Raw genomic sequence first — 23107 nt, 5'->3', positions numbered from 1 at the left:
GGGGGATAATATGATTAATAAAAAGGGTTTATTACTTGTTGTGTCCGGTCCAAGCGGGACTGGTAAGGGGACTATTTGTAAGGATATAGTTTCTAAGCATGAGGACATCAATTTATCTATTTCGGCAACTACTAGAAAACCTAGGGTAGGAGAGATAGAAGGAAAGTCTTATTTTTTTAAGACCAAGGAAGAATTTGAGGCCATGGTTGAAAATGGTGAGTTTTTAGAGCATGCCATGATATATGACAACTACTATGGTACGCCTAAGAAGGCAATTTTTGACGAACTAGACAAGGGTAGAGATGTCATTTTAGAGATAGAGATGCAGGGAGCCATGCAGATAAAGGAGGTCTATCCACAGGCTGTATTCATATTTGTCTTGCCACCTAGCCTTCAGGAATTAAAGAATAGAATTGTAGGAAGGGGCACAGAAACAGAAGAACAGATAGAAAAGAGATTCAACAGTGCTTATGATGAAATCAAGCTCTTGGGAGATTATGACTACTTTATATTTAACAATATAGTCGAAAAGTCTTCAGAAGAGATTTTAAATATATTAGAAGTTGAAAAGAACAAGGTTAAGAGATACAAAAAAGATATATTAGATATGTTTGAGAAGGAGATAGAAAATGTTAAGACCATCATTAAATGATATAGTAGAAAAGATAGACAATAGATACTACCTAATTGCAACAGTGTCAAAGAGGGCAAGAGAATTGGTTGACAAGGAAGAACCTCTTATAAAGGCTGACTCCAAAGACAAGCCAGTAGTAGTGGCTAGTGAAGAAATTATAGCAGGTAAGGTAGGATATAGACTCCTTACTGATGATGAGATTGAAGCTAAGGAATTGGCTCATAAGTTGGCCCAGGAGAAGAAATTACTAGAACAGGACTAATAATAAATCCATGAATGTAGGATGGCACTTGAAAGTTACTAAAGCCATTTAATTTTAGTAAGACAACTATATGAATTTAATGAAAACTATGAAAAGGAGTCTATTGACATGCTAAGTAATAAGACTATTGTAGTAGGTGTTACAGGTGGCATAGCAGCCTACAAGGCCTGTGATGTCGTGAGTAAATTGAAAAAGTTGAATGCAAATATACATGTTGTAATGACAGAGTCTGCCTGTGAGTTTGTAAATCCTATGACCTTCCAGACCTTGAGTAATAATTTTGTGATAAATGATATGTTCAAGGAACCCAAGACTTGGGAGGTAGAGCATATAGAGTTGGCAAAAAAGGCAGATGCCTTTTTGATAGTGCCGGCGACTGCTAATTTTATAGGCAAGCTAGCTAGTGGTATAGCTGATGATATGTTGACAACAACAGTAATGGCTACTAGGGCGCAGGTTATAGTGGCACCAGCTATGAATACAAATATGTATACAAATAAGATTGTTCAGGATAATATACATAAACTTTCTGACCTAGGCTATATGTTTATAGAACCAGCATCAGGTAGGTTGGCATGTGGAGATATAGGTCCAGGAAAGCTAGCTGATGTAGATGACATAATTAAGCATGTAGTCACATTTTTTGAAGAGAAATCTACTGACAAGGACCTAGTGGGCAGGAAGATAATGATAAGTGCTGGACCTACTATAGAGGCCATTGACCCAGTCAGGTATATTACCAACAGGTCTAGTGGCAAGATGGGCTATGCAATAGCCAAAAGGGCAGTAGCTAGAGGGGCTCAGGTTACCTTGGTATCAGGAAAGACTGACCTAGATATTCCTAAAGGTTTGGCTAAATTTATAGCTATCGAAAGTGCAGATGACCTATATAAAAACCTAGTGAGCGAGTTTGACTCCAATGAGGTGGTTATCCAGAGTGCCGCAGTAGCTGACTACAAGCCAAAGTCATACTCTGATAAGAAAATAAAGAAGAAGGACTCAGACCTTTGTATTGAATTATCTAGAAATAAGGACATAGCCCATGAGTTGGGTAAGATAAAGGGCGACAAGGTTTTGGTTGGCTTTGCTGCCGAAACTAATGACGTCTTGGAAAATGCAGCCAAGAAGGTTAAAAAGAAAAATCTTGACTTCATAGTTGCCAACGACCTGACAAAGCAGGGGGCAGGTTTTGCTACAGAGACCAACATAGTTAAGATAATAGATGCAGATGGAAGGATTAATGAATATCCAAAGCTACTGAAATCTGAAGTAGGAGACAAGATACTAGATAAGGTAAGAGATATATTAGAAAATAAGTAGGATGAAGATAGCTAAATGTAAATGTTGACCCTTTACCATTTAGCTATTTTTGTGATTATCTGGAGGGAGGTATGGAATGTGTATATTGATTTAATACTTAGAAATAAGAGCAGGTTTGCCGATATGATTTTTACATACAAGGTTCCAGATAATATGGAAGAAAAAATTATGGTTGGTCATAGGGTCAGCCTTCCCTTTGGCAAGTCAAACAAGCCAACAGAGGCCTTTGTAGTGAGGAAGAGGGATAGGCTAGGACAAGACGATATTGAGCCAGATAAGATAAAGGTAATATTTGAAATCCTAGATGTAGAGCCCATGTTGAGTAAGGAAAATATAAGGCTAATAGCTTGGATTAGAAATAGGTATATGTGCACCTATATGGATGCTCTAAACCTCTTTTATCCCAAGGGATACAAGTTGGAGGCCAAGAAGGTAGAAGAAGATGGACAAGTAATTTGGACATATACAGATAAGAAAAATGAAAAAAAAATCAGCTACCTATCACTCAAATATGGACTAGAAGAAATAGACCAGATGATTTCTGAAAATAAATATAGACTTGGTCTTAAACAAGAGGAAATAATTAAATTTCTAAGTTCAAATGAGTCTGTAGAGTATAAGACGCTAATGGAAATTTTAGGTGTTTCAAGTCAAAGTATAAAGAGCTTGGTAGACAAGGATTTTTTAAATGTTGAAGAACTCGACTATTACAGGAAGTCCGATAGCAAATTTAAGATCTACTCAAAAGAAGTGAGTTTGAACAAGGACCAGTTATATGTGGTAGACCATATAAAGAAGGATTTCCCACTAGAGAATAAAAAGCCCTTTTTGCTACATGGTGTAACAGGAAGTGGCAAGACTGAAGTGTATATGGAACTGATAGAATATAGTCTAAATCAAGGATTAGATAGTATTTTATTAGTACCAGAGATAGCCCTGACACCCCAGATGATATCCAGGGTAAAGGCTAGATTTGGAGAGATAGTTGGAGTATTCCACAGTGGTTTGTCCGAGGGACAAAAGCACGATGTCTATAGGGAAATAAAAAATGGGAATATAAGGGTCATAATAGGAACTAGGTCGGCTATATTTTTGCCTTTTAGGTCCTTGGGATTGATTATAATAGATGAAGAACATGATATGAGCTATAATTCCGAAATGACTCCCAAGTATTCTACTATAGAGGTTGCTAGATATATGTCCCTAAAACATCATGTGACCCTGCTGATGGGTTCGGCGACACCTTCTGTATCAGACTATTACAGGGCTCAAGAGGGTGAGTATACTCTTTTGGAGTTGAATAAGAGGGCCAATGAAAGAGCCATGCCTGATATAAAGATTGTGGATATGAAGTATGAAATGAACAGGGGTAGCAGGTCAGAAATAAGCAAGAGTCTGGAAGATGAGATAGTAAAGACTGTGGAGTCTGGCAATCAAGCCATACTATTTTTGAATAGGAGGGGCTATGCTAGCTTTGTGACCTGTAGAGAGTGTGGACATGTCATTAAATGTAAGAATTGTGATATATCCTTGACCTACCACAAGTTCAAAAATAAGGGTGTATGCCACTATTGTGGCCACGAAGAATTAATACCAGATACCTGTCCCCAGTGTTCCAGTACAAACATAGGAACCCTAGGTTTGGGGACAGAAAAAATTGAAGAATATATAAATAAGAAATATCCGTCTATAAGGACTCTGAGGATAGACAAGGACACTACTTCGAGAAAGGGTCAATTGGAGTCTATACTGAGCCAGTTCAATAGACAGGATGCGGATGTCTTGATAGGTACTCAGATATTGAGCAAGGGTCATGACTTTGAGAATGTAACCCTGGTCGGTATAATTTCAGCAGATATGATGCTTAATTATCCTGATTTTAGGTCCTTTGAGCAGACCTACCAGCTGATAACCCAGGTTGCAGGAAGGGCAGGAAGAGGTCAGAAAAAGGGACATGTAATACTTCAGACCTATAATGTGGACCATTTTGCTATCAGGCATGCAGTGAATTATGATTATAAAAGTTTTTACCAGGATGAGATTAGGCTGAGGAGGGCCTTTGGATATGAACCCTTCAATAATATGTTCAGAATAGTTTTTTCGGGTAAGAATTATAATATAGTAAAGAATAATGCCGCTAAATTTATAGAGACTGTTAAATATCTTTTGGAATCTCAGTCAATCGAAGTTAAGGGGATACTAGGACCTAATGAGTGTTCTATCAACAGGATAAATGATAGGTATAGGTGGCAGGTTATTATTAAAGATGAGGTTATGGATATAAGGCGTATTAAATCTATGCTGAGGTATATTTGTATTAGCAAGTTTGACCAAATTTTTGATAAAAATGTTAATATAAATATAGAGATTAACCCAAACAGTTTTATATAGTGGAGGAGGATTTGAAATGGCGATAAGGAATGTATTGAAGATGGGAGAACCCCTATTGAATAAAAAGTCTAAGCAGGTGGTAGACTTTAATGAGAGACTACACACACTACTAGATGATTTGGCAGATACTATGTATAAGGAAGATGGAGTTGGTCTAGCAGCACCTCAGGTAGGTGTTCTTAGGAGGGCTGTAGTAGTCGACATTGGAGAAGGTTTGATAGAACTAGTAAATCCAGTTATAGTTGAGACTTCAGGCCAGCAAACAGACCTAGAAGGTTGCCTAAGCGTGGTCGATTATGTAGGGGAGGTTACAAGACCAAACTACGTAAAGGTCAAGGCCCAGGACAGGTTTGGCAGGGATATAGAGGTAGAAGGGCATGGTTTATTGGCTAGAGCTTTTTGCCACGAAATAGATCATTTGGAAGGGATTTTATTTGTTGAAAAGGTAGAAAAATCAGAAAAGGGTGAATAATATGCGTATAGTTTTTATGGGAACTCCAGAGATAGCAGTACCTTCGCTTGAGCGTTTGATCAATGATGGTTATGATGTATGTGCCGTAGTAACTCAGCCAGACAGGCCCAAGGGCAGGGGCAAGAAATTGGCCTTTTCACCAGTAAAGGAAGCAGCTATCAGACACGACATAGAGGTATTACAGCCAGAAAAAGCCAGTCAAGCAGACTTTGTAGATAGGCTAAAGGAACTAAATCCAGACCTAATAGTGGTTATAGCCTTTGGTCAAATACTGAAGAAGGATGTGCTGGACCTACCTAAATATGGTTGTATAAATGTCCATGTGTCCCTATTGCCTAAATATAGGGGGGCTGCCCCAATAAACTGGGTAATCATAAATGGCGAAGAAAAAACAGGTGTAACTACTATGTTTATGGATGAAGGCCTAGATACAGGTGATATTATAAAGACTAAGGAATTTATGTTAGACGACCAAATAAATGCAGGCCAACTTCATGATATAATGATGGATGAGGGTGCAGAGGTTTTGAGCCAAACTATCAAGGCCATAGAGGATGGTAGTGCCAACAGGACAAAGCAGAATGACGATGAATCATCATATGCACCTATGATGGACAGAGACCTAGGTCACATAAATTTCAAGAAGTCAGCAGTAAGTGTTCACAACCTTGTAAGGGGAACTGTACCATGGCCGGGAGCTTGGTGTGAAAGCCCATATGGCAAAATAAAGATATGGAAGACTAGTATTAGCTCTAACCAAACTAGTAGTGCGCCAGGTACAATAGTTGCGGTTGACAAGCAGGGTATAGAGGTTGCCTGTGGTATAGGTGTAGTACTAATTGAAGAATTACAGATGCCAAACAAGAAGAGAATGCCTGTATCTGAGTATATAAAGGGCAATACAATAGAGACAGGTAAAGTATTAAGTTAATAGGAGTGATGATTATGTATCCTTATGGATTATATATGGATAGAACTATCTTGATTTTGATACCGGCAATCTTGCTGAGTATGTATGCATCTTTCAAGGTAAATTCAACTACAAGTAGATATTTTAAGGTCAGGGCCATGAAGGGTATGACAGGTCAGGAAGTAGCCAGAAGGATACTAGATTATAACGGTTTATCTTCAGTACCTGTAATGCCTGTATCAGGAACCTTGACTGACCACTATGACCCTAGGGGTAAGACAGTGAGTCTGTCAGAAGAGGTATTTTACGGAACGTCTATTACTTCAATATCGGTTGCAGCCCATGAGTGTGGCCATGCAATTCAGGATAAGGAATCCTATGTGCCTATGATGTTTAGGAGTGCTATTGTACCAGTGGTAAATTTTGCATCTTCTGCATCTTGGATAATTATATTGATGGGATTTTTTGTAAATAGGCAGTTTTTGTGGATGGGTATTGTCCTGTTTTCAGCGACAGTATTATTCCAGCTTGTGACTCTGCCAGTTGAGTTTAATGCATCATCTAGAGCCTTGAAACAGTTGGAAAGCCTAGGCATAGTAGGTCTAGATGAAAAAAAGGAAAGTAGGAAAGTTTTGCATGCGGCAGCCCTAACATATGTGGCAGCTGCCATGGCATCAATATTGCAATTGGTAAGGTTGATCTTAATTGCTAGGAGTGATGACTAGCTTTAGTGGTATATAAAAGTATTGTGACTATATACAAATGTATATAGTCACATCTGTTTGAAGGGAGAAAATATGACAGCTAGAGAGGTAGCTTATAAAATATTATTTGATATAGAAGTCAATGGTAACTATTCTAACATGGCTCTTAACAAGTATATAAAAGATGCTGGTTTAGATAATCAAGACAAGGGTTTTGTGACCGACCTAGTATATGGTGTGGTAGAGAGAAAAAGGTTCCTAGACTATATGATAAACAAGGTATCAAAGATTAAGGCTAGGAAGATGCAACACTCTGTCAAGCTAGTCCTTAGGATGGGAGTCTATCAGTTGTTATATATGGACGGCGTGGCAGACTATGCTGCCATAAATGAGTCTGTGGACATGATGAAGAGGCTGGATAAGAGGTCGGCTTCTTTTGTAAATGCAGTTCTTAGGAATATTTCCAGACGTTTGGACGAGGTCAAGGATATCAGCTTAAATACTATAGATAAGCTAGCCTTATATTATTCATATGAAAAATGGATAGTGGAGAGGTTAGTCAAGGAGTATGGATTTGAGAGGACAGAAAGTATATTGAGAACCCTATCTAAAAAGCCAAATATATACTTGAGAGTTAATAGGACCAAGCTAGGTCCGGGCCAGGATATTGATGGGCTAGTAGAAAAAATAATCGAAGACTTGAGGAGTGAAGGACTAGATGCCAGTAGGATAGTCGGTTTTGAAGAGGCCATAAGGGTGAAGGGACTCAAGGCTATAGACAAGCACCCCCTATTTAGGGAGGGATATATTAGTATACAGGATATTAGTTCAATGCTAGTAGGCAAGGTAATGAATCCAGATAAGGGAGCTAGAGTCTTGGATCTCTGTGCTGCACCAGGCGGCAAGTCTACCCATATAGGCGAGTTGATGGAAAATACGGGTAGTATTATATCTCAGGATATATATGAGCACAAGATCAAGCTGATGAAGGCCTATGCAAATAGGTTGGGTCTTAAAAATATGGAGCCAGGCCTAGGTGATGCCCTAGTTCTTAATGAAAATTATATAGGTGGCTTTGACTATGTCCTGTGTGATGTGCCATGCTCGGGTATGGGCATAGTGAGAAGGAAGCCAGAGATTAAGTACAAGAAGGAAGACGAGGTTCTAGGCCTGCCAGAAATTCAGTATAAGATACTGGAAAATGCTAGCTCCTACCTAAAAAAGGGTGGTATACTTATTTATTCAACTTGTACAATCTTCTGTGAAGAAAATGTTGATATAGTGGAAAAGTTTTTGTCAAACCACGAAGATTTCATCTTAGACGACATAAGTCATGTGGATAAGTCCTTGGAACTAGACAATAAGGGACTAATAAAGATTTTGCCAGACCAGCAAGATATGGACGGATTCTTTATTTGCAGAATGAAAAAAATTTAAAAATCAATAGAGGTGTGGTATAATGTATAAAGGAAGTGTTGTGCTCAAAAACTTGACTGAGGGTGAACTCAAAGACTTTCTAGTTGGAATAGGAGAAAAAAAGTTCAGAGGAAGTCAGGTCTACTCTTGGATATATAGGAATATTAGGGATTTTGATGAAATGAATAATATACCCAAGTCTCTAAGGTCTAAACTAGAAGAGCACTCAAGAATAGGTAATATAGAAAAATACCTGCGTTTAGATTCAAAGATAGATGGTACAAAGAAGTATCTATTTAAGCTAGACGATGGAAATATAATAGAGACAGTGGCCATGGACTACGATACCAGGTTGACTGTCTGTGTATCCAACCAGGTTGGGTGCAGGATGGGTTGCAGATTTTGTGCATCTACAATAGACGGCCTATCTAGAAATTTGGAGTCATGGGAAATATTAGACCAGATAATGAAGGTCCAGGAAGACCTGGGCAAGAGGGTGTCTAATATCGTAATGATGGGTAGTGGCGAGCCACTTGATAACTACGAAAACTCCATAAGGTTTTTGAAACTGGTAAATGAAGAAAATGGATTGAATATAGGTAACAGACATATAACCCTATCCACTTGTGGTATAGTAGATAGGATTAGGGACCTGGCTGACTTGGAGATTCCAATAAACCTAGCCATATCACTTCATTCACCATTTGACGAGGAGAGGCAAAAGATAATGCCTGTTGCCAACAAGTACAGGATAGACCAGATAATAGAGGCCTGTCACTACTATATTGGCAAGACCAATAGGAGGATTACCTTTGAGTATTCCCTAATAAAGGGGGTCAATGACTCAAATAAGGAAGCAGACAGAATAGTTAAATTACTGAAAGGAATGTTGTGTCATGTTAATCTAATCCCTATAAACCCAATAGAGGAGAGGGACTTTGAAAAACCTGATATTTTATACATAAATAAATTTAAAGCTTATTTAGAAAAAAATAATATACCTGTTACTATTAGAAACTCTATGGGGGCAGATATAAGTGGTGCCTGTGGCCAGCTTAGAAGGAGTGTAAGTAAGGGGTAAAGGAGGACTCATATGGATTTTTTGTTTAAGTCTCACATAGGGATGGTCAGAAAAAATAATGAAGACTATTGTAAGGGTGAGATAATAGAAGCCGAAGATGGTAGTGATGTAGGGATTTTTGCCATAGCAGACGGCATGGGAGGTCACAATAAGGGTGAAGTTGCCAGCCAGCTAGCAGTAGAAAATTTGATAGAATTTTTTAATGATAATTTGATACAAAATGGCGTAGTGAAAATAGATTATATAGAAGATATAATCAAGCAGGCCTATAACACTGTCAATTCAATGGTATATGACAAGTCCAAGGAAGATATAATCTATGACGGTATGGGTACGACCCTAACTCTAGCAGTAGTATACAAGAACAAGGCCCATATAGCCAATGTTGGAGATAGTAGGTGCTATATATTGAAAAAGGGTGAAAGCTTGGAAAAGATTACATATGACCATTCTATTGTAGAGGAATATGTAAAGGCAAATATAATAACTGAGGAAGAAGCCAGAAATCATCCGGATAGAAATAAGATAACAAGGGCAGTCGGTACGGAACCGGTAGTATTGGTGGACATATATGATGTAGACCTTGAGGAGGGTGACAGAATATTATTGGCTACTGATGGATTAACAGGTGCCGTAGACAGGGAAGATATAGAACAAACATTGTTAAATAGCGATTCTGATGATCTAGCTCAAGACCTAGTGGACTTGGCTAATGATGCATCTGGTAAAGATAATGTTACTGTAATAATAGTTATGGTGTAAGGTGGTGTTATTATGGGAGCTACAGTATTAGGAAATAGATACGAAATTTTAAGGAAAATTGGCGACGGTGGAATGGCATTTGTATACCAGGCTAGGGACAAACTCTTAAACAGGGTTGTTGCAGTAAAGGTATTGAGGCCTGAATTTGTCGATGACCAGGAGTTTTTGGTCAAGTTCAAGAGGGAGGCAGAAGCCGTAGCTAGTCTATCCCACCCAAATATCGTGAATGTGTACGATGTAGGTGAGGACGGCAAGGTCCACTACATAGTAATGGAATATGTAGATGGTCAGAATTTGAAGGAAATAATACAAAATGAGGGTTCTCTGGAAGAATATACTTCTCTGGATATAGCCAAGCAGATAGCTAGGGCACTGAGTGCAGCCCATAGAAGTGGTATAATTCACAGGGATATAAAGCCTCACAATATATTGATATCCAAGGATGGTAGGCAGGTAAAGGTTGCAGACTTTGGTATTGCCAAGGCTGTCAGCAGTTCAACTATGACGAATATGGGGAGTGTGATTGGTTCAGTCCACTATATATCTCCTGAACAGGCCAAGGGCAAGCACCTGACAAGCAATGCCGACCTATATTCACTGGGTATAGTCCTATATGAAATGATTATAGGTAGGGTACCATTTAGTGGTGACAGTCCTATATCTATAGCCTTGAAGCATATAAACGAGGATATAGCCTTTACAGACCAGGAAAAGATAGATATTCCAAATAGCGTTAGGACTATTATCAGCAAGTTGACTCAGAAGGAGCCTGCTAATAGGTACCAGACTGCTGAGGAATTGATAGAGGATATAGAGTTTGTAGAGAGAAATATAGACCTTCCATATATAAAGGACTACAACAACTTTGCTACGACTGATGTAGATAGGAGAGATCCAGAAGTTTTCAATGGTAGGAAGCCAGTCCAGTATGATGATTATGATGATGAAGATTACTATGACGAAGACGACTACTACGATGATGAAGACTACTATGATGATGAAGATGAAGACGACTACTACGAAGAAAAACCTAAGTCTAGGAGAGAGTTGAAAAAAGAAAAAAAGAAAAATAAATCCAAGAAGAAGGAAACACCTGGGGCACGTAGAAGACTCAAGGTATTGGCAGCTATTCTTATACTGATATTGATAGGTTATGCAGCCTTTTTCATGAAGTATTTTGGATTAGGCCTATTTAATAAAAATGGTTCAGAAAATGTAACTGTTCCTAGCGTGGTAAACATGACTGTTGAAGAAGCACAAAAGAGTCTAGAGGGAACAGGTCTAAAGCTAGTAGTCAAGTCAGAAGAATACAGTAATGGAGTCAGCAAGGACAGGATAATAACTCAGACACCAAGTGAGAACACAACCCTTAAGAAGGGTGATTCTGTCAGCGTAATTGTCAGCAAGGGTAAATCAAAGGTTCCAGTACCTAACGTGGTAGGACTTAATTTAAGTCAGGCAGAGAAGTTATTGAATGACAATAATCTTGTTCTCGGCAATGTAAAATATGAGTATAATGATGCCAAGGAAGGTACAGTTCTGAGTCAGAGTCTAGTCGGTGGTTCTAGTGATGAGGGTCAAAAGGTATCTTTAGTTGTCAGCAAGGGCAAGAAGGAGAAACAGGAAAAGCCATCAATAATTGAAGAACCAGATACAAGTATACCGGATGGCAATGATTCTAATGGTAATACGAACAGAAGTACAGATCCTTCAACTAGTAGGACACCTAGTAGACCATCCAGACCTATAAACCCAAGTACTAGTAGGCCGAACGGTGACACTAGTCATAATGGAAATAATAGCGGTGGTAGCATAATTGTTCCTGATAACAATCAAGATTCTTCAAGTGGTACTACTAGTGAAAATATAATTGGTGGAACAAATAACTAAGATAATTTTGATAATTATTGAGTAGATTATGACAAGGAGTTGCCTAGAGGTAGCTCCTTGTTTTTAGGAGGAAATCAGATGAGTAAGGTAGCATTGGTAACTGGTGGTGCTAGGGGGATTGGTAGAGAAGTAGTGATTCAACTAGCCGAAGAAGGATATAGGCTGCTGGTAAACTATAATAAGTCAGAAGAGGCAGCTCTAGAACTAGCCAGTATTTTAAAGGATAAAAATTACCCAGTAGAAATTTTTCAGGCGGATGTATCTAGGCAAGACCAGGTAAGGGCCATGTTTAATTTTTGCATGGATAGGTTTGGAACTATAGATATCCTGGTCAACAATTCGGGGATTAGTTATGAGGGCTTGATTACCGATATGGAAGAAGACGATTGGGATAGAATGATGGATACAAATTTGAAGTCAGTTTTCCTATGTTCCAAGGAGGCCCTCAAGCATATGCTATCCAACCATAGCGGCAAGATTATAAATATATCTTCCATGTGGGGGCAGGTTGGAGCTTCTTGTGAGGTCGCCTATTCAGCTTCCAAGGCAGGTGTTATTGGATTTACAAAGGCCTTGGCCAAGGAAGTTGGTCCTTCTGGAATAAATGTAAATGCAGTTGCTCCAGGCGTTATTATGACTGATATGATGAAGGAATTTAGCCAGGAAGATATAGACTATCTGAGGGATGAGACTCCCCTTATGAAGTTGGGTTATCCTATAGATATAGCCAATTTGGTTGTCTTTTTGGCATCAGACAGGGCTGATTTTATTACGGGTCAGGTGCTGGCTAGCAATGGTGGTTTTGTTATTTAGGAGCTTTAACTGGCAGGAGTCTTGTGTTATCATATAAGTAGTAATGTAGACTGGGAGGTATAATGAAAGACGGAATAATAATTAAGGGTATCAGTGGATTTTATTATGTTGAAGTAGGCCAAGACCTTTATGAATGTAAGGCTCGTGGCATCTTTAGAAAGAAGGGACTTAGCCCCTTGGTAGGAGATAGGGTGTCTATCAGCATAATAGATGAATACGATAAAAAAGGCAATATAGAAAAAATATATGAAAGAAGGTCTGAGTTGGTAAGGCCACCTGTTGCAAATATTGACAAGGTTTTGATTACTTTTTCTGTTAAGGAGCCAAATCCTAATATGGTTCTCTTGGATAGGTTTATAGTATTTTCAGAAAAAGAAAATTTAGATATTAGGATAATCTTGACAAAGATAGACCTAGATACTGATGGCTCAATCGTTGACAGTATTGTAACTGACTATGAGAGGGTAGGCTATAAGGTCATACCGGTCAGTGTCAAGACAGGCCAAGGTATAGACCAGGTTAGACAAGAGCTAGAGGGTTGTATTTCTGTGTTTGCAGGCCAGTCAGGAGTTGGTAAGTCAAGTATATTAAATGCTATTGAGCCAGGTTTTGCCCTTGATACAGCTGAGATATCCCAAAAGTTAGGCAGGGGCAAGCATACGACTAGGCATTCCCAGCTATACAAGATAGGTGAAAATGCTATAGTAGCAGATACACCAGGTTTTAGTTCTTTCGAGCTAACCGACATAGAAATTGAAGAATTACAGGAGTACTTTATAGAATTTGCCCAGTATGATGGATGTAGATTTGGAGGAAAATGTATACATAAAAATGAACCCTCATGTTCGGTTAAAGAGGCCCTTGAGGCAGGAAAAATATCAGAGACTAGGTACAGGTCGTACCTACAGATACTAGATGAAATAAATAATTTGAAGATTAGAGAACTTAGGAGGAATTTATAATGAAATTAGCACCATCAGTTTTATCAGCAGACTTTGCTAGACTATTAGAATCATGTAAGAAGGTAGAGGCGGCAGGATGTGAATACCTACATCTAGACGTAATGGACGGACATTTTGTGCCAAACATAACTTTTGGGGCTCCTATAATTAAGAGCCTGAGAAAGGATATAAATATGGTATTTGATGCCCATCTTATGATATCTGATCCAGACAAGTTTTTACCTGACCTAGCTGCAGCAGGTTGTGATATAATTACAGTCCATCAGGAGACTTGTACCCACCTACATAGGACTATACAGAATATCAAGTCACATGGTATCAAGGCGGGCGTAGTTTTAAATCCAGCTACACCAGTCTGTATGATTCAACATGTATTGGCAGACCTAGATATGGTCCTACTGATGTCAGTAAATCCAGGTTTTGGTGGACAGAAATTTATACCGGTAGTCATAGACAAGGTCAAGGAATTAAGGGCTATGATAGACGAAAGGGGTCTAGATATAGAGATAGAAGTAGATGGTGGAGTTACAAGTGAAAATATCAAGGCCTTGGTAGATGCTGGTGCAGATGTATTGGTAGCTGGATCAGCTATTTTCGGTAAAGAAGATATAGACAAGGCAGTAATGGATTTAAGAAGGGCTGTAGATGGAGAATAAATGGGAACTTTAGTGAGCAGGATAATTCATGGCAAGACAGCTTGCCTGGTATTGAATGGTCAGTTAGACGACTATGACTATATAAGGGATGTCGTGAATTATAATAAATATGAGTTGATAATTGCTGTCGATGGTGGAGCCAACCACCTTTACAAGATGGGGATAATGCCAAACTATATACTAGGTGATTTAGACTCAATAGACGAAGAAATTAGAAAATATTATGAGTCTTCTGAGGTGGTATTTAAAAAATTCCCCACAAAAAAGGACGAAACTGATGCTGAATTAGCGGTCTGGTTAGTTGAAGAAGAGGGGCTTTTAGGAATCGATATATACGGAGCTCTAGGAGGACGTATAGATCATGAACTAGCTAATATACAACTTCTCTATTATATTTTGGAAAGAGGTATGTATCCTAGGATTATATCGGAAAATGAAGAAATATATATTTTGAAAAATGATGAAATGAACCTAAAGGGTAATATCGGGGATATTGTTTCTATCATACCTATAATGGGCGATGCAAGGGGAATTACCCTGGCTAATATGGAGTACAGCGTTGAGGAATTAGACTTGAAATATTCCATAACAAGAGGCATATCCAATGTAATGGAGGCAGAGGAAGCCTTTATAAATGTCAGGGATGGTTGTATGCTAGTTGTAAGAAATATAAAGAGGGGAAGATAGTTGAAATAAGATACTTAGTCGAGGGTAATTGTCTGACCCAACTAGTGGTAGATAATATTATAGAAATGAGGTGACCTATGAAATCATATAATATATTGGTAGTAGATGATGAAAAAGAGATAGCAGACGTAGTAGAGATATATTTATTGAACCAGGGGTATAAAGTTTTTAAGGCAAATAATGGTCTGGAAGGCTTGAAAATACTTAAAAAGGAAGAAATACATCTAGCCATTATAGACATGATGATGCCTGTGATGGACGGGGCAACTATGATAATGAAGTTGAGGGAAAAGCATAACTTCCCTGTGATTATACTATCGGCCAAGTCAGAAGAAGTAGACCAGATAATGGGCCTAAATATAGGGGCAGATGACTATGTAAACAAGCCATTCAAGCCGCTGGAACTCTTGGCCAGGGTCAATTCACAGCTGAGAAGGTACACAAAGTATATGAATATAAATGGAGATGACAAGGGCGATAAAGACGACGAAGGTGTTTATGTGATAGGTGGCCTAGAGCTTAATGAAAACAAGAGAACTGTAAGTGTAGATGATAATCCAGTCAAGATTACACCTACTGAATTTAAGATATTGAACCTACTGATGAAAAATCCAGGTAGGGTATTTTCATCAGAAGAGATATATGAGAAGGTTTGGAATGAGAATGCCATCAATACTGATACCGTTATGGTTCATATAAGAAATATTAGGGAAAAAATAGAACTCGATTCTAAAAAACCTAAATACTTGAAAGTAGTATGGGGAGTTGGATATAAAATTGACAAAATTTAAGATTGACGAAATAAATAAGAGACGTTTATTTAGTGGTATAGTCATACTCATATTGTTTTTTTTGTCACTTAATATGATTTATAGGTACCACTATGTAGAAACAAAAATATCTGAGTTAAAGGGCGATCCCTTTGAAACAGAAGCCTATACATCGGATATATTTGACTCTAATTTTTATCTATACTATAAGACTTATCAGACGGAAATGGACAAGGCAGTAGACCCGGCGGATTTGTTTCTTAGTGAAGAAACTATAAATTCCATTATTAAAAATGCTAGTATAGACTATTATTCCGGTGAGCTAGATGAAATATCTATAAAAAACGAATTTAACTTGGCTGCCAATACGGACTTGGGGTCTATGATCAAGGGGTCCGATGGGAATATAAAGTTTTCTTGTATAAATACAGAGAGTGACTATGCCTTTTCTAACTATGATTTTAAGGACTATGTTAATACCTTGAAGAAATATATGGAGGCCAAACCAGGTCAAGATAATTACAAGAAGTTGGTCGAAGAATATAAATCTGTAGATGAGGCTATATCCAAGGATTTTAGAAATTGTATCTTGATAGAATACGACAAGTACGGTAAATACAGGCTCCTGTATACGAGTGGCTTTAATAAGCAAAGGATAGACGATTTTATGTTGGGACATGAATCAAATAGGAAGATGAAGGTCAAATATAATTTTGATGGTGAATTGCCAGGTGACTTTTATAGTTATAACACCAAGCCTATCAAGAACAGGTTATTTATGTATGCTGTTCCTAGAAAATTAAATAATGATTTTTATGCCAGTAACGATACCATCAGTAGGTATATTAATAGGGCTGAGAGGAGCAAACTTTCTCTTATAGAGAGTATAGCAAGATTTCTTTTAATATCAATATTTATAATTACCCTACTTCTTCCAAAAAAAGTTTTGATAGGTTTTTATGGGATAAAGAGTGTATTCAAGCTTCCTTTTGAGCTTTTGATAGCTATATTGATAAAGCTTGACTACTCCCTGCTTAGCAATGATGTACCAGTCAAGATAGTTAGAGAAACTATAAATGGTAACCTATTGAAGGTGGTTATGGCCAACAATATACCTATATGGATATCTAAACAGGTGGTAAATGGTATAAATATAGGGTATTGGTTTATCGTTTATTTAGTATCATTTGTTTTTGCAGCTTGGATTAGGATGGTGCTAGCTACTGGAGTCAAAAAATACTTCCTAAAGAAGAGTTTGTTGGTTAAGATGTTTTTATTCCTCTACAACTTTATAGTCAATAGTATAAGAAAATTTATTAAAGTAGACTTTAGTAGGAGGTATAACAGGCTATGCATATTAGGCGTTGTAATTGTGAGTCTGGGATCTATATTTTTAATTGTAAGTGGATTTGTTACTAGTAACATGACTTGGTTCCTAATCATATTTGCATATGCTATAGTTGTGTTCATATTTGAAAAAATAGTAATTAGAGAAATCAGAGAGAGTAAAGATGATTACAGGAGTCTTTTTAATCTGACTGAGAATATAGCCAAGGGTAACTTGGATGTAGATATTATGAGTCAGGATGTAGGTATATATGAGGAATTGAAGAGACAGTTGATGAGCATACAGGAGGCATATAAGAAGACTGTAGAGGACGAAATAAAGAGTCAAAAGTTAAAGAGTGAATTGATTTCCAATGTATCTCATGACCTAAAGACGCCTCTGACATCAATAATATCCTATTCTGATCTACTAAGGAACGAGGATGATCTCTCAAATAGATCTAGGGAGTATGTGGATACCATATTTAGAAAGTCTGAAAGGCTAAAAGTACTGATTGATGATATGTTTGAAATATCCAAGGCCCAGTCAGGAAGCATTACACTCGACATAAATCAGATAGATGTAGTTGAATTGGTCAAGCAGTGTATCTGGGAGGTTGAGGATAGGTTTAATGAAAGGAAGTTGATTCTTAGGACCAAGTTCCCAGATAAAAAGATAATGCTTTATTTGGATGGGGAAAAGACATACAGAATATTTGAAAATATGTTAGTAAATATGGCCAAGTACGCCATGGAAGGGTCTAGGGCATATATTGAAGTTGAGGACTTTGATGACTTGGTAAATATAGTCTTTAAAAATATATCTGCAACAGAAATAGACTATGACAGGGAAGACATCACTGAGAGGTTTAGGCGAGGTGACAAGTCTAGGAATACTGAAGGTTTTGGCTTAGGCTTATCTATAGCAAAGAGCTATGCTCAAGTTCAGGGTGGAGACTTAAATATTGACTTGGACGGTGACTTGTTCAAGGCTATTATTACCTTTAATAAATCAAACGATGGAGCTGGTAAATAATAGATTTCAAGATTTAAAGATAAGTAAAGGAACTATACAATTAAAGATTACATGTAATTAGAAAATATAGATAACTTAATAATAAAATAAAATAAAATAACACACCGAACTTGGTATAGAAGTCATTTTCGGTGTGTTTTATTATAGTATTCAAATTGTCTGGATAAATAGGATATTTGCCTCGTCATTGAGAGTCCATACTAGTGTCTAGTCTGTTAGATTTTTAGTAAAGCTAAAGAAAAATATGGCAGTTACTATGGCAGCTACTAGGTCTGCTAGTGGTGCTGCAAATAGGATACCATTTATACCGTACATATTTGATAGGATTATTATGGCTGGTATCAGGATTAAGACCTGTCTAAGTAGGCTGAGGAACATGGCTCTCTTTGGTAGACCTATTGCCTGGAAAAAGTTGGAACCGATAATCTGAAAACCTACTAGAGGCAGGCACATTAGCCAAGTCTGTAGGGCATGGACGCCGAAATCCACAAGTTCCTTGTCCCTGTTGAACATAGATACTAGAAGGTCTGGTATGATTCTGGTAAGTACAAAACCAAATACTGTGATACAGCTTGCAGCTACAATCGTAAGCATGGCAGCTTTTTTGACCCTGTCAAATTTTCTTGCCCCATAATTAAAGCTGACTATAGGCTGGAGTCCTTGGTTCAGACCTATAACAGGAAGTACTAAGAGGATGGCTAGGCTGGTTACAATACCCATACCTGATACGGCTATATCCCCACCGTATTCCAGCAAGGCCCTGTTTAGGATTAGGTTCAAGATACTACTAAATAGCTGAATCAAAAATCCAGGCATACCTAGGCTAGTTATCTCAAGGGCTAGGCTGGCATCTAGCTTCATGTATTTTGCCTGTATCCTGTGAAGTGCATCCTTCTTTAGGAAGTGGTGGATGCTCCAAACCATGGATATAAACTGGGAAGTGATAGTTGCTATGGCAGCTCCACTCATACCCATCCTGAAAACATATATAAATATTGGGTCTAATATGATATTAATACCAGCTCCAAAGAACATGGTCACCATAGATAGCTTGGGTTTGCCATCTGCCCTCAAAAAGTTGTTCATACCCATACCAATTACCTGGAATATGGTACCGATTAGAATTATCCTCATATATTCCTTGGCGTGGGGTAGGATGGCTGGACTGGCACCAAACCAGACTAGGATCTTGTTTAGGAATATCTCACCAAATACTGTAATCAAGAGTCCAAATATAATTAGGAGGGATGTGGCATTACCAAGGGCCTTGTCAGCCTTTTCGTAATCTTGTCTGCCTAGATTTATTGAAAATAGGGTAGCCCCACCTTGGCCAAAGAGTATTCCTGTGGACATCATAATTATCATGGCAGGGAAACATATGGTTAAGGCAGCCAGTCCGTTGGCCCCAAGGTCAGGGCTGTTGCCTATAAAAATCCTGTCTACAACATTGTACAAGGCGTTTATAAACATACCAATGATGGCAGGAAGAGAAAATTTATATAGTAGTTTTGATATTTTTTCATAGCCTAGGGGGTTGTCCCTAAAGGCCTTATCAGTCTTAGTCATTTTTGTCTGGGTCTCCCTTCTTACTTTTGTAGTTATTATTTCCATCGAAATATTTTAACAAAAATAAGGTTGTGCAGTCAACTATTTTTTCAATTTTTTATTCCAGCTTTATGTGTTATAATGTTGATGGTAGATTTTATAATAGATAAAGGAAGGGAAGTTATGGTAAAAGTAATTTTTTTTGATATTGATGGTACTCTTCTGAGTCTGAAGAGCCACCAGGTTCCAGAATCTTCTAGGAGAGCCTTGGAGGCATTGAGGAAAAAAGGGATTAAGCTTTTCTTGGCAACTGGAAGGTCGCCAGCTTGGTTGGATACAATAGAAGGTATGTTGGACTTTAAGTTTGATGGCTATGTAATGCTCAATGGCCAGTACTGTATATATGAGGGCAAGGTATTGAGAGATGTGCCGATACCAGTAGAAAGTCTAGAGTCCTTGTTGCCTTATATTGAAGAGAATAAGATAGCATGTGAGTTTGTTGAAGAAGGTCATATGTACATAAACCTGCTTAACGAGAGAGTCTTGAATTTTAGGGAAAAGATTGGTGGTACGGGCTATGATACTCAGGTTGAAGACTTGTCTAGGATACATAGTCACAACACTTACCAATTATTAGCATATGTAGACGAAGAAGATGAAAAGGAATTTTTGGACCACATGCCTAATTGTAAGATGCTGAGGTGGTGTCCTGAATTTGCGGATGTTGTCATAGCTGATGGCGGTAAGGACAAGGGAATAGAAATAGTATTGGATTACATGAAGCTTTCAAAGGATGAATGTATGGCCTTTGGAGATGGTGGCAATGATATAGCTATGTTGAAATATGTTGGAAGAGGAATTGCTATGGGTAATGCCAATCCTCCAGTAAAGGAAATAGCGGATTTCGTTACTAGGGACATAGATGATGATGGTGTCGAGTATGCCTTGAAATATTTTGGAGTCTTGTAACTAGTAGTTATAATAGATGGCAGGGGACAAAAAACGTCCCCTGTTTTTTCTTTTGGGAAAATATGAAATTTATTGATATTTGTGGGTTTTTGTGGGTAATATTAAAAATAGAAAGGCAAATAAAAAATAAATTTAAAAAAGCCTTGCAAAATTTGTCCCACTAGTTTATAATAAGATTGTGGGACGGATAAGATACATCTGGGACACAGATAGCCATATAAAATGGAGGAAGACTTATGAAAAATTTAATAGAAGTTCAAAAGAAGATCATTCCTCAGGCTATTGACTTAATGGAAAAGAGATATGCCATATTGAGGCAAATAAATATCAGTCAACCGATTGGTAGAAGGATGCTTTCTTCGGTACTGAATCTAAGTGAGAGGACCACTCGAACAGAGATAGACTTCTTGAAGGAACATAAATTCATCAACATAGATGTATCCGGTATGACCATCACTAGTGAGGGTAAGGAAGTCTTGGAAAATCTAGAGACTGTCATGGGTGAAATAATGGGCATCAGTGATATGGAAGAGAAGTTGAGAGAATTGCTTGGAATCAAGGATGTAGTCATAGCCAAGAAGGTTGGAGAAAATAGTCTCAAGTCTGTTGCCAAGGCTGCGGCTGAATATCTTTTAAAGAAAATTAATGGGGATGATATTATTGCTATAGCAGGTGGCTCTACTATGAGAGAGTTGGCAGAGAATATTGATACCAACACTGGATTTGAGGGAGTAAAGATACTGCCTACAAGGGGAAGTGTTGGAGCAGAAATAGACCTGCAGGCCAATAGTATAGCGGCTCTGACGGCAAAGAAACTTGGCTCACAAGTTGATTTCTTATATATACCGGATAATTTAGATGGAAATGCTAGACATACTCTCATGTCGGTACCCGATATCAAACGAACGCTAGACGATCTAAAGAAGGCTGACAAGATATTCTTCAGTATAGGTAGGGCAGACGTAATGGCTCAGAGACGAGGAATGTCACAGGAAGAAATCGACCTACTCAAGGAAAAACAAGCAGTAGGAGAGGCTTTTGGTTACTATTTTGACAGAGATGGTCAGATAGCCATGAAGCTCAATACAGTAGGTATAGATATTGATATGTATAAGAATTCTGAAAATGCAAGCTTGGTATTTTCAGGCAAGGATAAGGTAGATGCCTTCCTAGCCTTGTACAAGATGAACAAGAATCTGAATTTGATAACAGATGAGGAATGTGCAAAAGAATTGATTAACAGGCTGTCCAAGCAGGGGTAGCACAAGAACAGAAATGTTGTTATGGTAGAAGGTAAAAGACAAAATCTTAATTTTGGTAGAATTAGGTAATATAAAAACAAAAAGTATTTTTGGAGGTAACAAAATGGTAAAAGTTGCAATTAATGGATTTGGTAGAATAGGTAGACTAGCTTTAAGAAAGATGATGGAAGAAACTGATAAGTTTGATGTAGTTGCTATAAACGACTTGACAGATGCTAATATGTTGGCACACTTATTCAAGTATGATACATCTCAGGGTAGATTCAAGGGTGAAATAGTTGTTGAAGAAGGTGCCTTTATAGTAAACGGACACGAAATAAAGGTAATATCTGAAAGAAATCCTGAAAATCTTCCTTGGGGTGACCTAGATGTGGATATAGTACTAGAATGTACTGGTCTATTCACATCAAAGGAAAAGGCAGAAGCTCATATAGTAGCAGGAGCTAAGAAGGTTCTAATCTCTGCACCAGCTACAGGAGACCTTAAGACAATAGTTTACAATGTAAACTCTAATATACTAGACGGAAGTGAAACAGTTGTTTCAGGTGCATCTTGTACTACTAACTGCCTAGCACCAATGGCTAAGGTACTACAGGACAAGTTTGGTATAGTTGAGGGTCTAATGACTACTATACATGCATATACAAACGACCAGAATACTCTAGACGGTCCTCACAGAAAGGGTGACCTTAGAAGAGCTAGAGCTGCTGCAGGTAACATAATCCCTAATACAACAGGTGCTGCTAAGGCAATCGGCCTAGTAATCCCTGAATTAGCTGGCAAGCTAGATGGTGCTGCACAGAGAGTACCAGTAACTACAGGATCAATAACTGAATTAGTTTGTGTACTTGACAAGAATACAACAGTTGAAGAAATCAACGCTGCTATGAAGGCTGCTGCAAATGAATCATTTGGTTACACTGAAGATGAAATAGTATCAAGTGATATAGTAGGTATTAGCTACGGTTCACTATTCGATGCTACACTTACTAAGGTTATGGATGTAGCTGGCAAGCAGTTAGTAAAGACAGTTGCATGGTATGACAACGAAATGTCTTATACTTCTCAGTTAGTTAGAACATTAGGTTTAGTTGGAAGTATGACTAAATAATATAGGCCTGGCTTTTAATAAGATAAAGCCTCGTTGATGCAAGTTATTTTAGTCCGAGGTGAAATCCCTCGGACTTTTTTATGTATGACGGGCATGCCGTCAGTCTGTGGTGAAAGTCCACGTAGGGC

The 23107-nt window shown here is 38.1% G+C and carries 21 protein-coding genes; 20 read left to right on the top strand and 1 reads right to left on the bottom strand.

Translation table 11 applies throughout. From position 1 onward, the window contains the following. The first annotated feature begins 10 nt into the window (after positions 1-10). From gmk to HMPREF1639_RS00455, 17 genes are all read left to right on the top strand, one after another. On the top strand, positions 11-652 hold the full coding sequence (gene gmk, locus HMPREF1639_RS00535; protein ID WP_036762120.1) for a guanylate kinase: 642 nt from the start codon (positions 11-13) through the stop codon (positions 650-652). Continuing rightward, complete coding sequence (gene rpoZ, locus HMPREF1639_RS00530; RefSeq protein WP_036762118.1) at positions 630-896, top strand: DNA-directed RNA polymerase subunit omega; 267 nt, start codon at positions 630-632, stop codon at positions 894-896. Before gmk ends, rpoZ begins: the two co-directional genes overlap by 23 nt. A gap of 108 nt (positions 897-1004) precedes the next feature. Further along, on the top strand, positions 1005-2216 hold the full coding sequence (gene coaBC, locus HMPREF1639_RS00525; protein ID WP_036762116.1) for a bifunctional phosphopantothenoylcysteine decarboxylase/phosphopantothenate--cysteine ligase CoaBC: 1212 nt from the start codon (positions 1005-1007) through the stop codon (positions 2214-2216). Positions 2217-2294: 78 nt separating this feature from the next. Beyond that, positions 2295-4607 carry a primosomal protein N' gene (priA, locus tag HMPREF1639_RS00520; RefSeq protein ID WP_036762113.1) on the top strand — a complete coding sequence of 771 codons (2313 nt, stop codon included), beginning with the start codon at positions 2295-2297 and terminating at the stop codon, positions 4605-4607. 16 nt (positions 4608-4623) lie between these two features. Then, positions 4624-5079, top strand: a complete 456-nt coding sequence (gene def, locus HMPREF1639_RS00515) for a peptide deformylase (RefSeq protein WP_036762111.1) — start codon at positions 4624-4626, stop codon at positions 5077-5079. Between the two features lies 1 nt (position 5080). Continuing rightward, positions 5081-6010, top strand: coding sequence for a methionyl-tRNA formyltransferase (gene fmt, locus HMPREF1639_RS00510; RefSeq protein WP_036762109.1), 930 nt, complete (start codon positions 5081-5083; stop codon positions 6008-6010). A 14-nt stretch (positions 6011-6024) separates the two neighbouring features. Beyond that, positions 6025-6714 (top strand): zinc metallopeptidase, encoded by a 690-nt coding sequence (locus HMPREF1639_RS00505; RefSeq protein ID WP_036762107.1) that lies wholly within the window; start codon positions 6025-6027, stop codon positions 6712-6714. A 72-nt stretch (positions 6715-6786) separates the two neighbouring features. After that, positions 6787-8130, top strand: coding sequence for a 16S rRNA (cytosine(967)-C(5))-methyltransferase RsmB (rsmB, locus tag HMPREF1639_RS00500; RefSeq protein WP_036762105.1), 1344 nt, complete (start codon positions 6787-6789; stop codon positions 8128-8130). A 22-nt stretch (positions 8131-8152) separates the two neighbouring features. Next, positions 8153-9190 (top strand): 23S rRNA (adenine(2503)-C(2))-methyltransferase RlmN, encoded by a 1038-nt coding sequence (rlmN, locus tag HMPREF1639_RS00495; RefSeq protein ID WP_036762102.1) that lies wholly within the window; start codon positions 8153-8155, stop codon positions 9188-9190. Between the two features lie 12 nt (positions 9191-9202). Continuing rightward, entirely contained in the window at positions 9203-9952 is a 750-nt protein-coding gene (locus HMPREF1639_RS00490; RefSeq protein ID WP_036762100.1) for a Stp1/IreP family PP2C-type Ser/Thr phosphatase, read from the top strand. A gap of 12 nt (positions 9953-9964) precedes the next feature. Next, entirely contained in the window at positions 9965-11842 is a 1878-nt protein-coding gene (gene pknB / locus HMPREF1639_RS00485) for a Stk1 family PASTA domain-containing Ser/Thr kinase (RefSeq protein ID WP_036762097.1), read from the top strand. Between the two features lie 78 nt (positions 11843-11920). Beyond that, a complete protein-coding gene (gene ymfI, locus HMPREF1639_RS00480; protein ID WP_036762094.1) occupies positions 11921-12655 on the top strand; it encodes an elongation factor P 5-aminopentanone reductase in 735 nt (244 codons plus the stop codon). 62 nt (positions 12656-12717) lie between these two features. Further along, a complete protein-coding gene (rsgA, locus tag HMPREF1639_RS00475) occupies positions 12718-13617 on the top strand; it encodes a ribosome small subunit-dependent GTPase A (RefSeq protein WP_036762091.1) in 900 nt (299 codons plus the stop codon). After that, complete coding sequence (gene rpe / locus HMPREF1639_RS00470) at positions 13614-14273, top strand: ribulose-phosphate 3-epimerase (RefSeq protein WP_036762089.1); 660 nt, start codon at positions 13614-13616, stop codon at positions 14271-14273. Before rsgA ends, rpe begins: the two co-directional genes overlap by 4 nt. Continuing rightward, the gene (locus HMPREF1639_RS00465; RefSeq protein WP_052045358.1) at positions 14274-14960 is read left to right on the top strand and encodes a thiamine diphosphokinase; all 687 of its coding nucleotides are present in this window, start codon (positions 14274-14276) and stop codon (positions 14958-14960) included. Between the two features lie 77 nt (positions 14961-15037). Beyond that, a complete protein-coding gene (locus HMPREF1639_RS00460; RefSeq protein ID WP_036762087.1) occupies positions 15038-15751 on the top strand; it encodes a response regulator transcription factor in 714 nt (237 codons plus the stop codon). After that, a complete protein-coding gene (locus tag HMPREF1639_RS00455) occupies positions 15738-18092 on the top strand; it encodes a sensor histidine kinase (protein ID WP_156955918.1) in 2355 nt (784 codons plus the stop codon). The genes HMPREF1639_RS00460 and HMPREF1639_RS00455 overlap by 14 nt, the downstream gene beginning before the upstream one ends. Before the next feature lie 207 nt (positions 18093-18299). On the opposite strand, the gene HMPREF1639_RS00450 is transcribed toward HMPREF1639_RS00455, so the two are convergent. Then, positions 18300-19658 (bottom strand): MATE family efflux transporter, encoded by a 1359-nt coding sequence (locus HMPREF1639_RS00450; RefSeq protein ID WP_036762082.1) that lies wholly within the window; start codon positions 19656-19658, stop codon positions 18300-18302. Between the two features lie 162 nt (positions 19659-19820). Here HMPREF1639_RS00450 and HMPREF1639_RS00445 point away from each other — a divergent pair, with 162 nt between their 5' ends. The 3 genes from HMPREF1639_RS00445 to gap all read left to right on the top strand — a co-directional run bounded on the left by HMPREF1639_RS00445 (position 19821) and on the right by gap (position 22979). Beyond that, the gene (locus tag HMPREF1639_RS00445) at positions 19821-20606 is read left to right on the top strand and encodes a Cof-type HAD-IIB family hydrolase (RefSeq protein ID WP_036762081.1); all 786 of its coding nucleotides are present in this window, start codon (positions 19821-19823) and stop codon (positions 20604-20606) included. Between the two features lie 236 nt (positions 20607-20842). Beyond that, positions 20843-21868, top strand: coding sequence for a sugar-binding transcriptional regulator (locus tag HMPREF1639_RS00440; RefSeq protein WP_036762079.1), 1026 nt, complete (start codon positions 20843-20845; stop codon positions 21866-21868). 103 nt (positions 21869-21971) lie between these two features. Then, the gene (gene gap / locus HMPREF1639_RS00435; protein WP_036762078.1) at positions 21972-22979 is read left to right on the top strand and encodes a type I glyceraldehyde-3-phosphate dehydrogenase; all 1008 of its coding nucleotides are present in this window, start codon (positions 21972-21974) and stop codon (positions 22977-22979) included. Positions 22980-23107 lie beyond the last annotated feature (128 nt).

Origin of the sequence: Peptostreptococcus sp. MV1 (genome assembly GCF_000758885.1) — a bacterium.
Lineage (GTDB): Bacteria > Bacillota > Clostridia > Peptostreptococcales > Peptostreptococcaceae > Peptostreptococcus.
This window is presented reverse-complemented; position numbering and strand designations above follow the sequence as displayed.

Coding starts and splice junctions, on each gene's coding strand:
- HMPREF1639_RS00460 (WP_036762087.1), top strand. CDS start 15,038: ATGAAATCATATAATATATTGGTAGTAGATGATGAAAAAGAGATAGCA.
- HMPREF1639_RS00490 (WP_036762100.1), top strand. CDS start 9,203: ATGGATTTTTTGTTTAAGTCTCACATAGGGATGGTCAGAAAAAATAAT.
- rsmB (WP_036762105.1), top strand. CDS start 6,787: ATGACAGCTAGAGAGGTAGCTTATAAAATATTATTTGATATAGAAGTC.
- rsgA (WP_036762091.1), top strand. CDS start 12,718: ATGAAAGACGGAATAATAATTAAGGGTATCAGTGGATTTTATTATGTT.
- HMPREF1639_RS00440 (WP_036762079.1), top strand. CDS start 20,843: ATGAAAAATTTAATAGAAGTTCAAAAGAAGATCATTCCTCAGGCTATT.
- ymfI (WP_036762094.1), top strand. CDS start 11,921: ATGAGTAAGGTAGCATTGGTAACTGGTGGTGCTAGGGGGATTGGTAGA.
- rpoZ (WP_036762118.1), top strand. CDS start 630: ATGTTAAGACCATCATTAAATGATATAGTAGAAAAGATAGACAATAGA.
- pknB (WP_036762097.1), top strand. CDS start 9,965: ATGGGAGCTACAGTATTAGGAAATAGATACGAAATTTTAAGGAAAATT.
- def (WP_036762111.1), top strand. CDS start 4,624: ATGGCGATAAGGAATGTATTGAAGATGGGAGAACCCCTATTGAATAAA.
- HMPREF1639_RS00465 (WP_052045358.1), top strand. CDS start 14,274: ATGGGAACTTTAGTGAGCAGGATAATTCATGGCAAGACAGCTTGCCTG.
- HMPREF1639_RS00505 (WP_036762107.1), top strand. CDS start 6,025: ATGTATCCTTATGGATTATATATGGATAGAACTATCTTGATTTTGATA.
- gmk (WP_036762120.1), top strand. CDS start 11: ATGATTAATAAAAAGGGTTTATTACTTGTTGTGTCCGGTCCAAGCGGG.
- coaBC (WP_036762116.1), top strand. CDS start 1,005: ATGCTAAGTAATAAGACTATTGTAGTAGGTGTTACAGGTGGCATAGCA.
- HMPREF1639_RS00445 (WP_036762081.1), top strand. CDS start 19,821: ATGGTAAAAGTAATTTTTTTTGATATTGATGGTACTCTTCTGAGTCTG.
- rlmN (WP_036762102.1), top strand. CDS start 8,153: ATGTATAAAGGAAGTGTTGTGCTCAAAAACTTGACTGAGGGTGAACTC.
- HMPREF1639_RS00450 (WP_036762082.1), bottom strand. CDS start 19,658: ATGACTAAGACTGATAAGGCCTTTAGGGACAACCCCCTAGGCTATGAA.
- fmt (WP_036762109.1), top strand. CDS start 5,081: ATGCGTATAGTTTTTATGGGAACTCCAGAGATAGCAGTACCTTCGCTT.
- gap (WP_036762078.1), top strand. CDS start 21,972: ATGGTAAAAGTTGCAATTAATGGATTTGGTAGAATAGGTAGACTAGCT.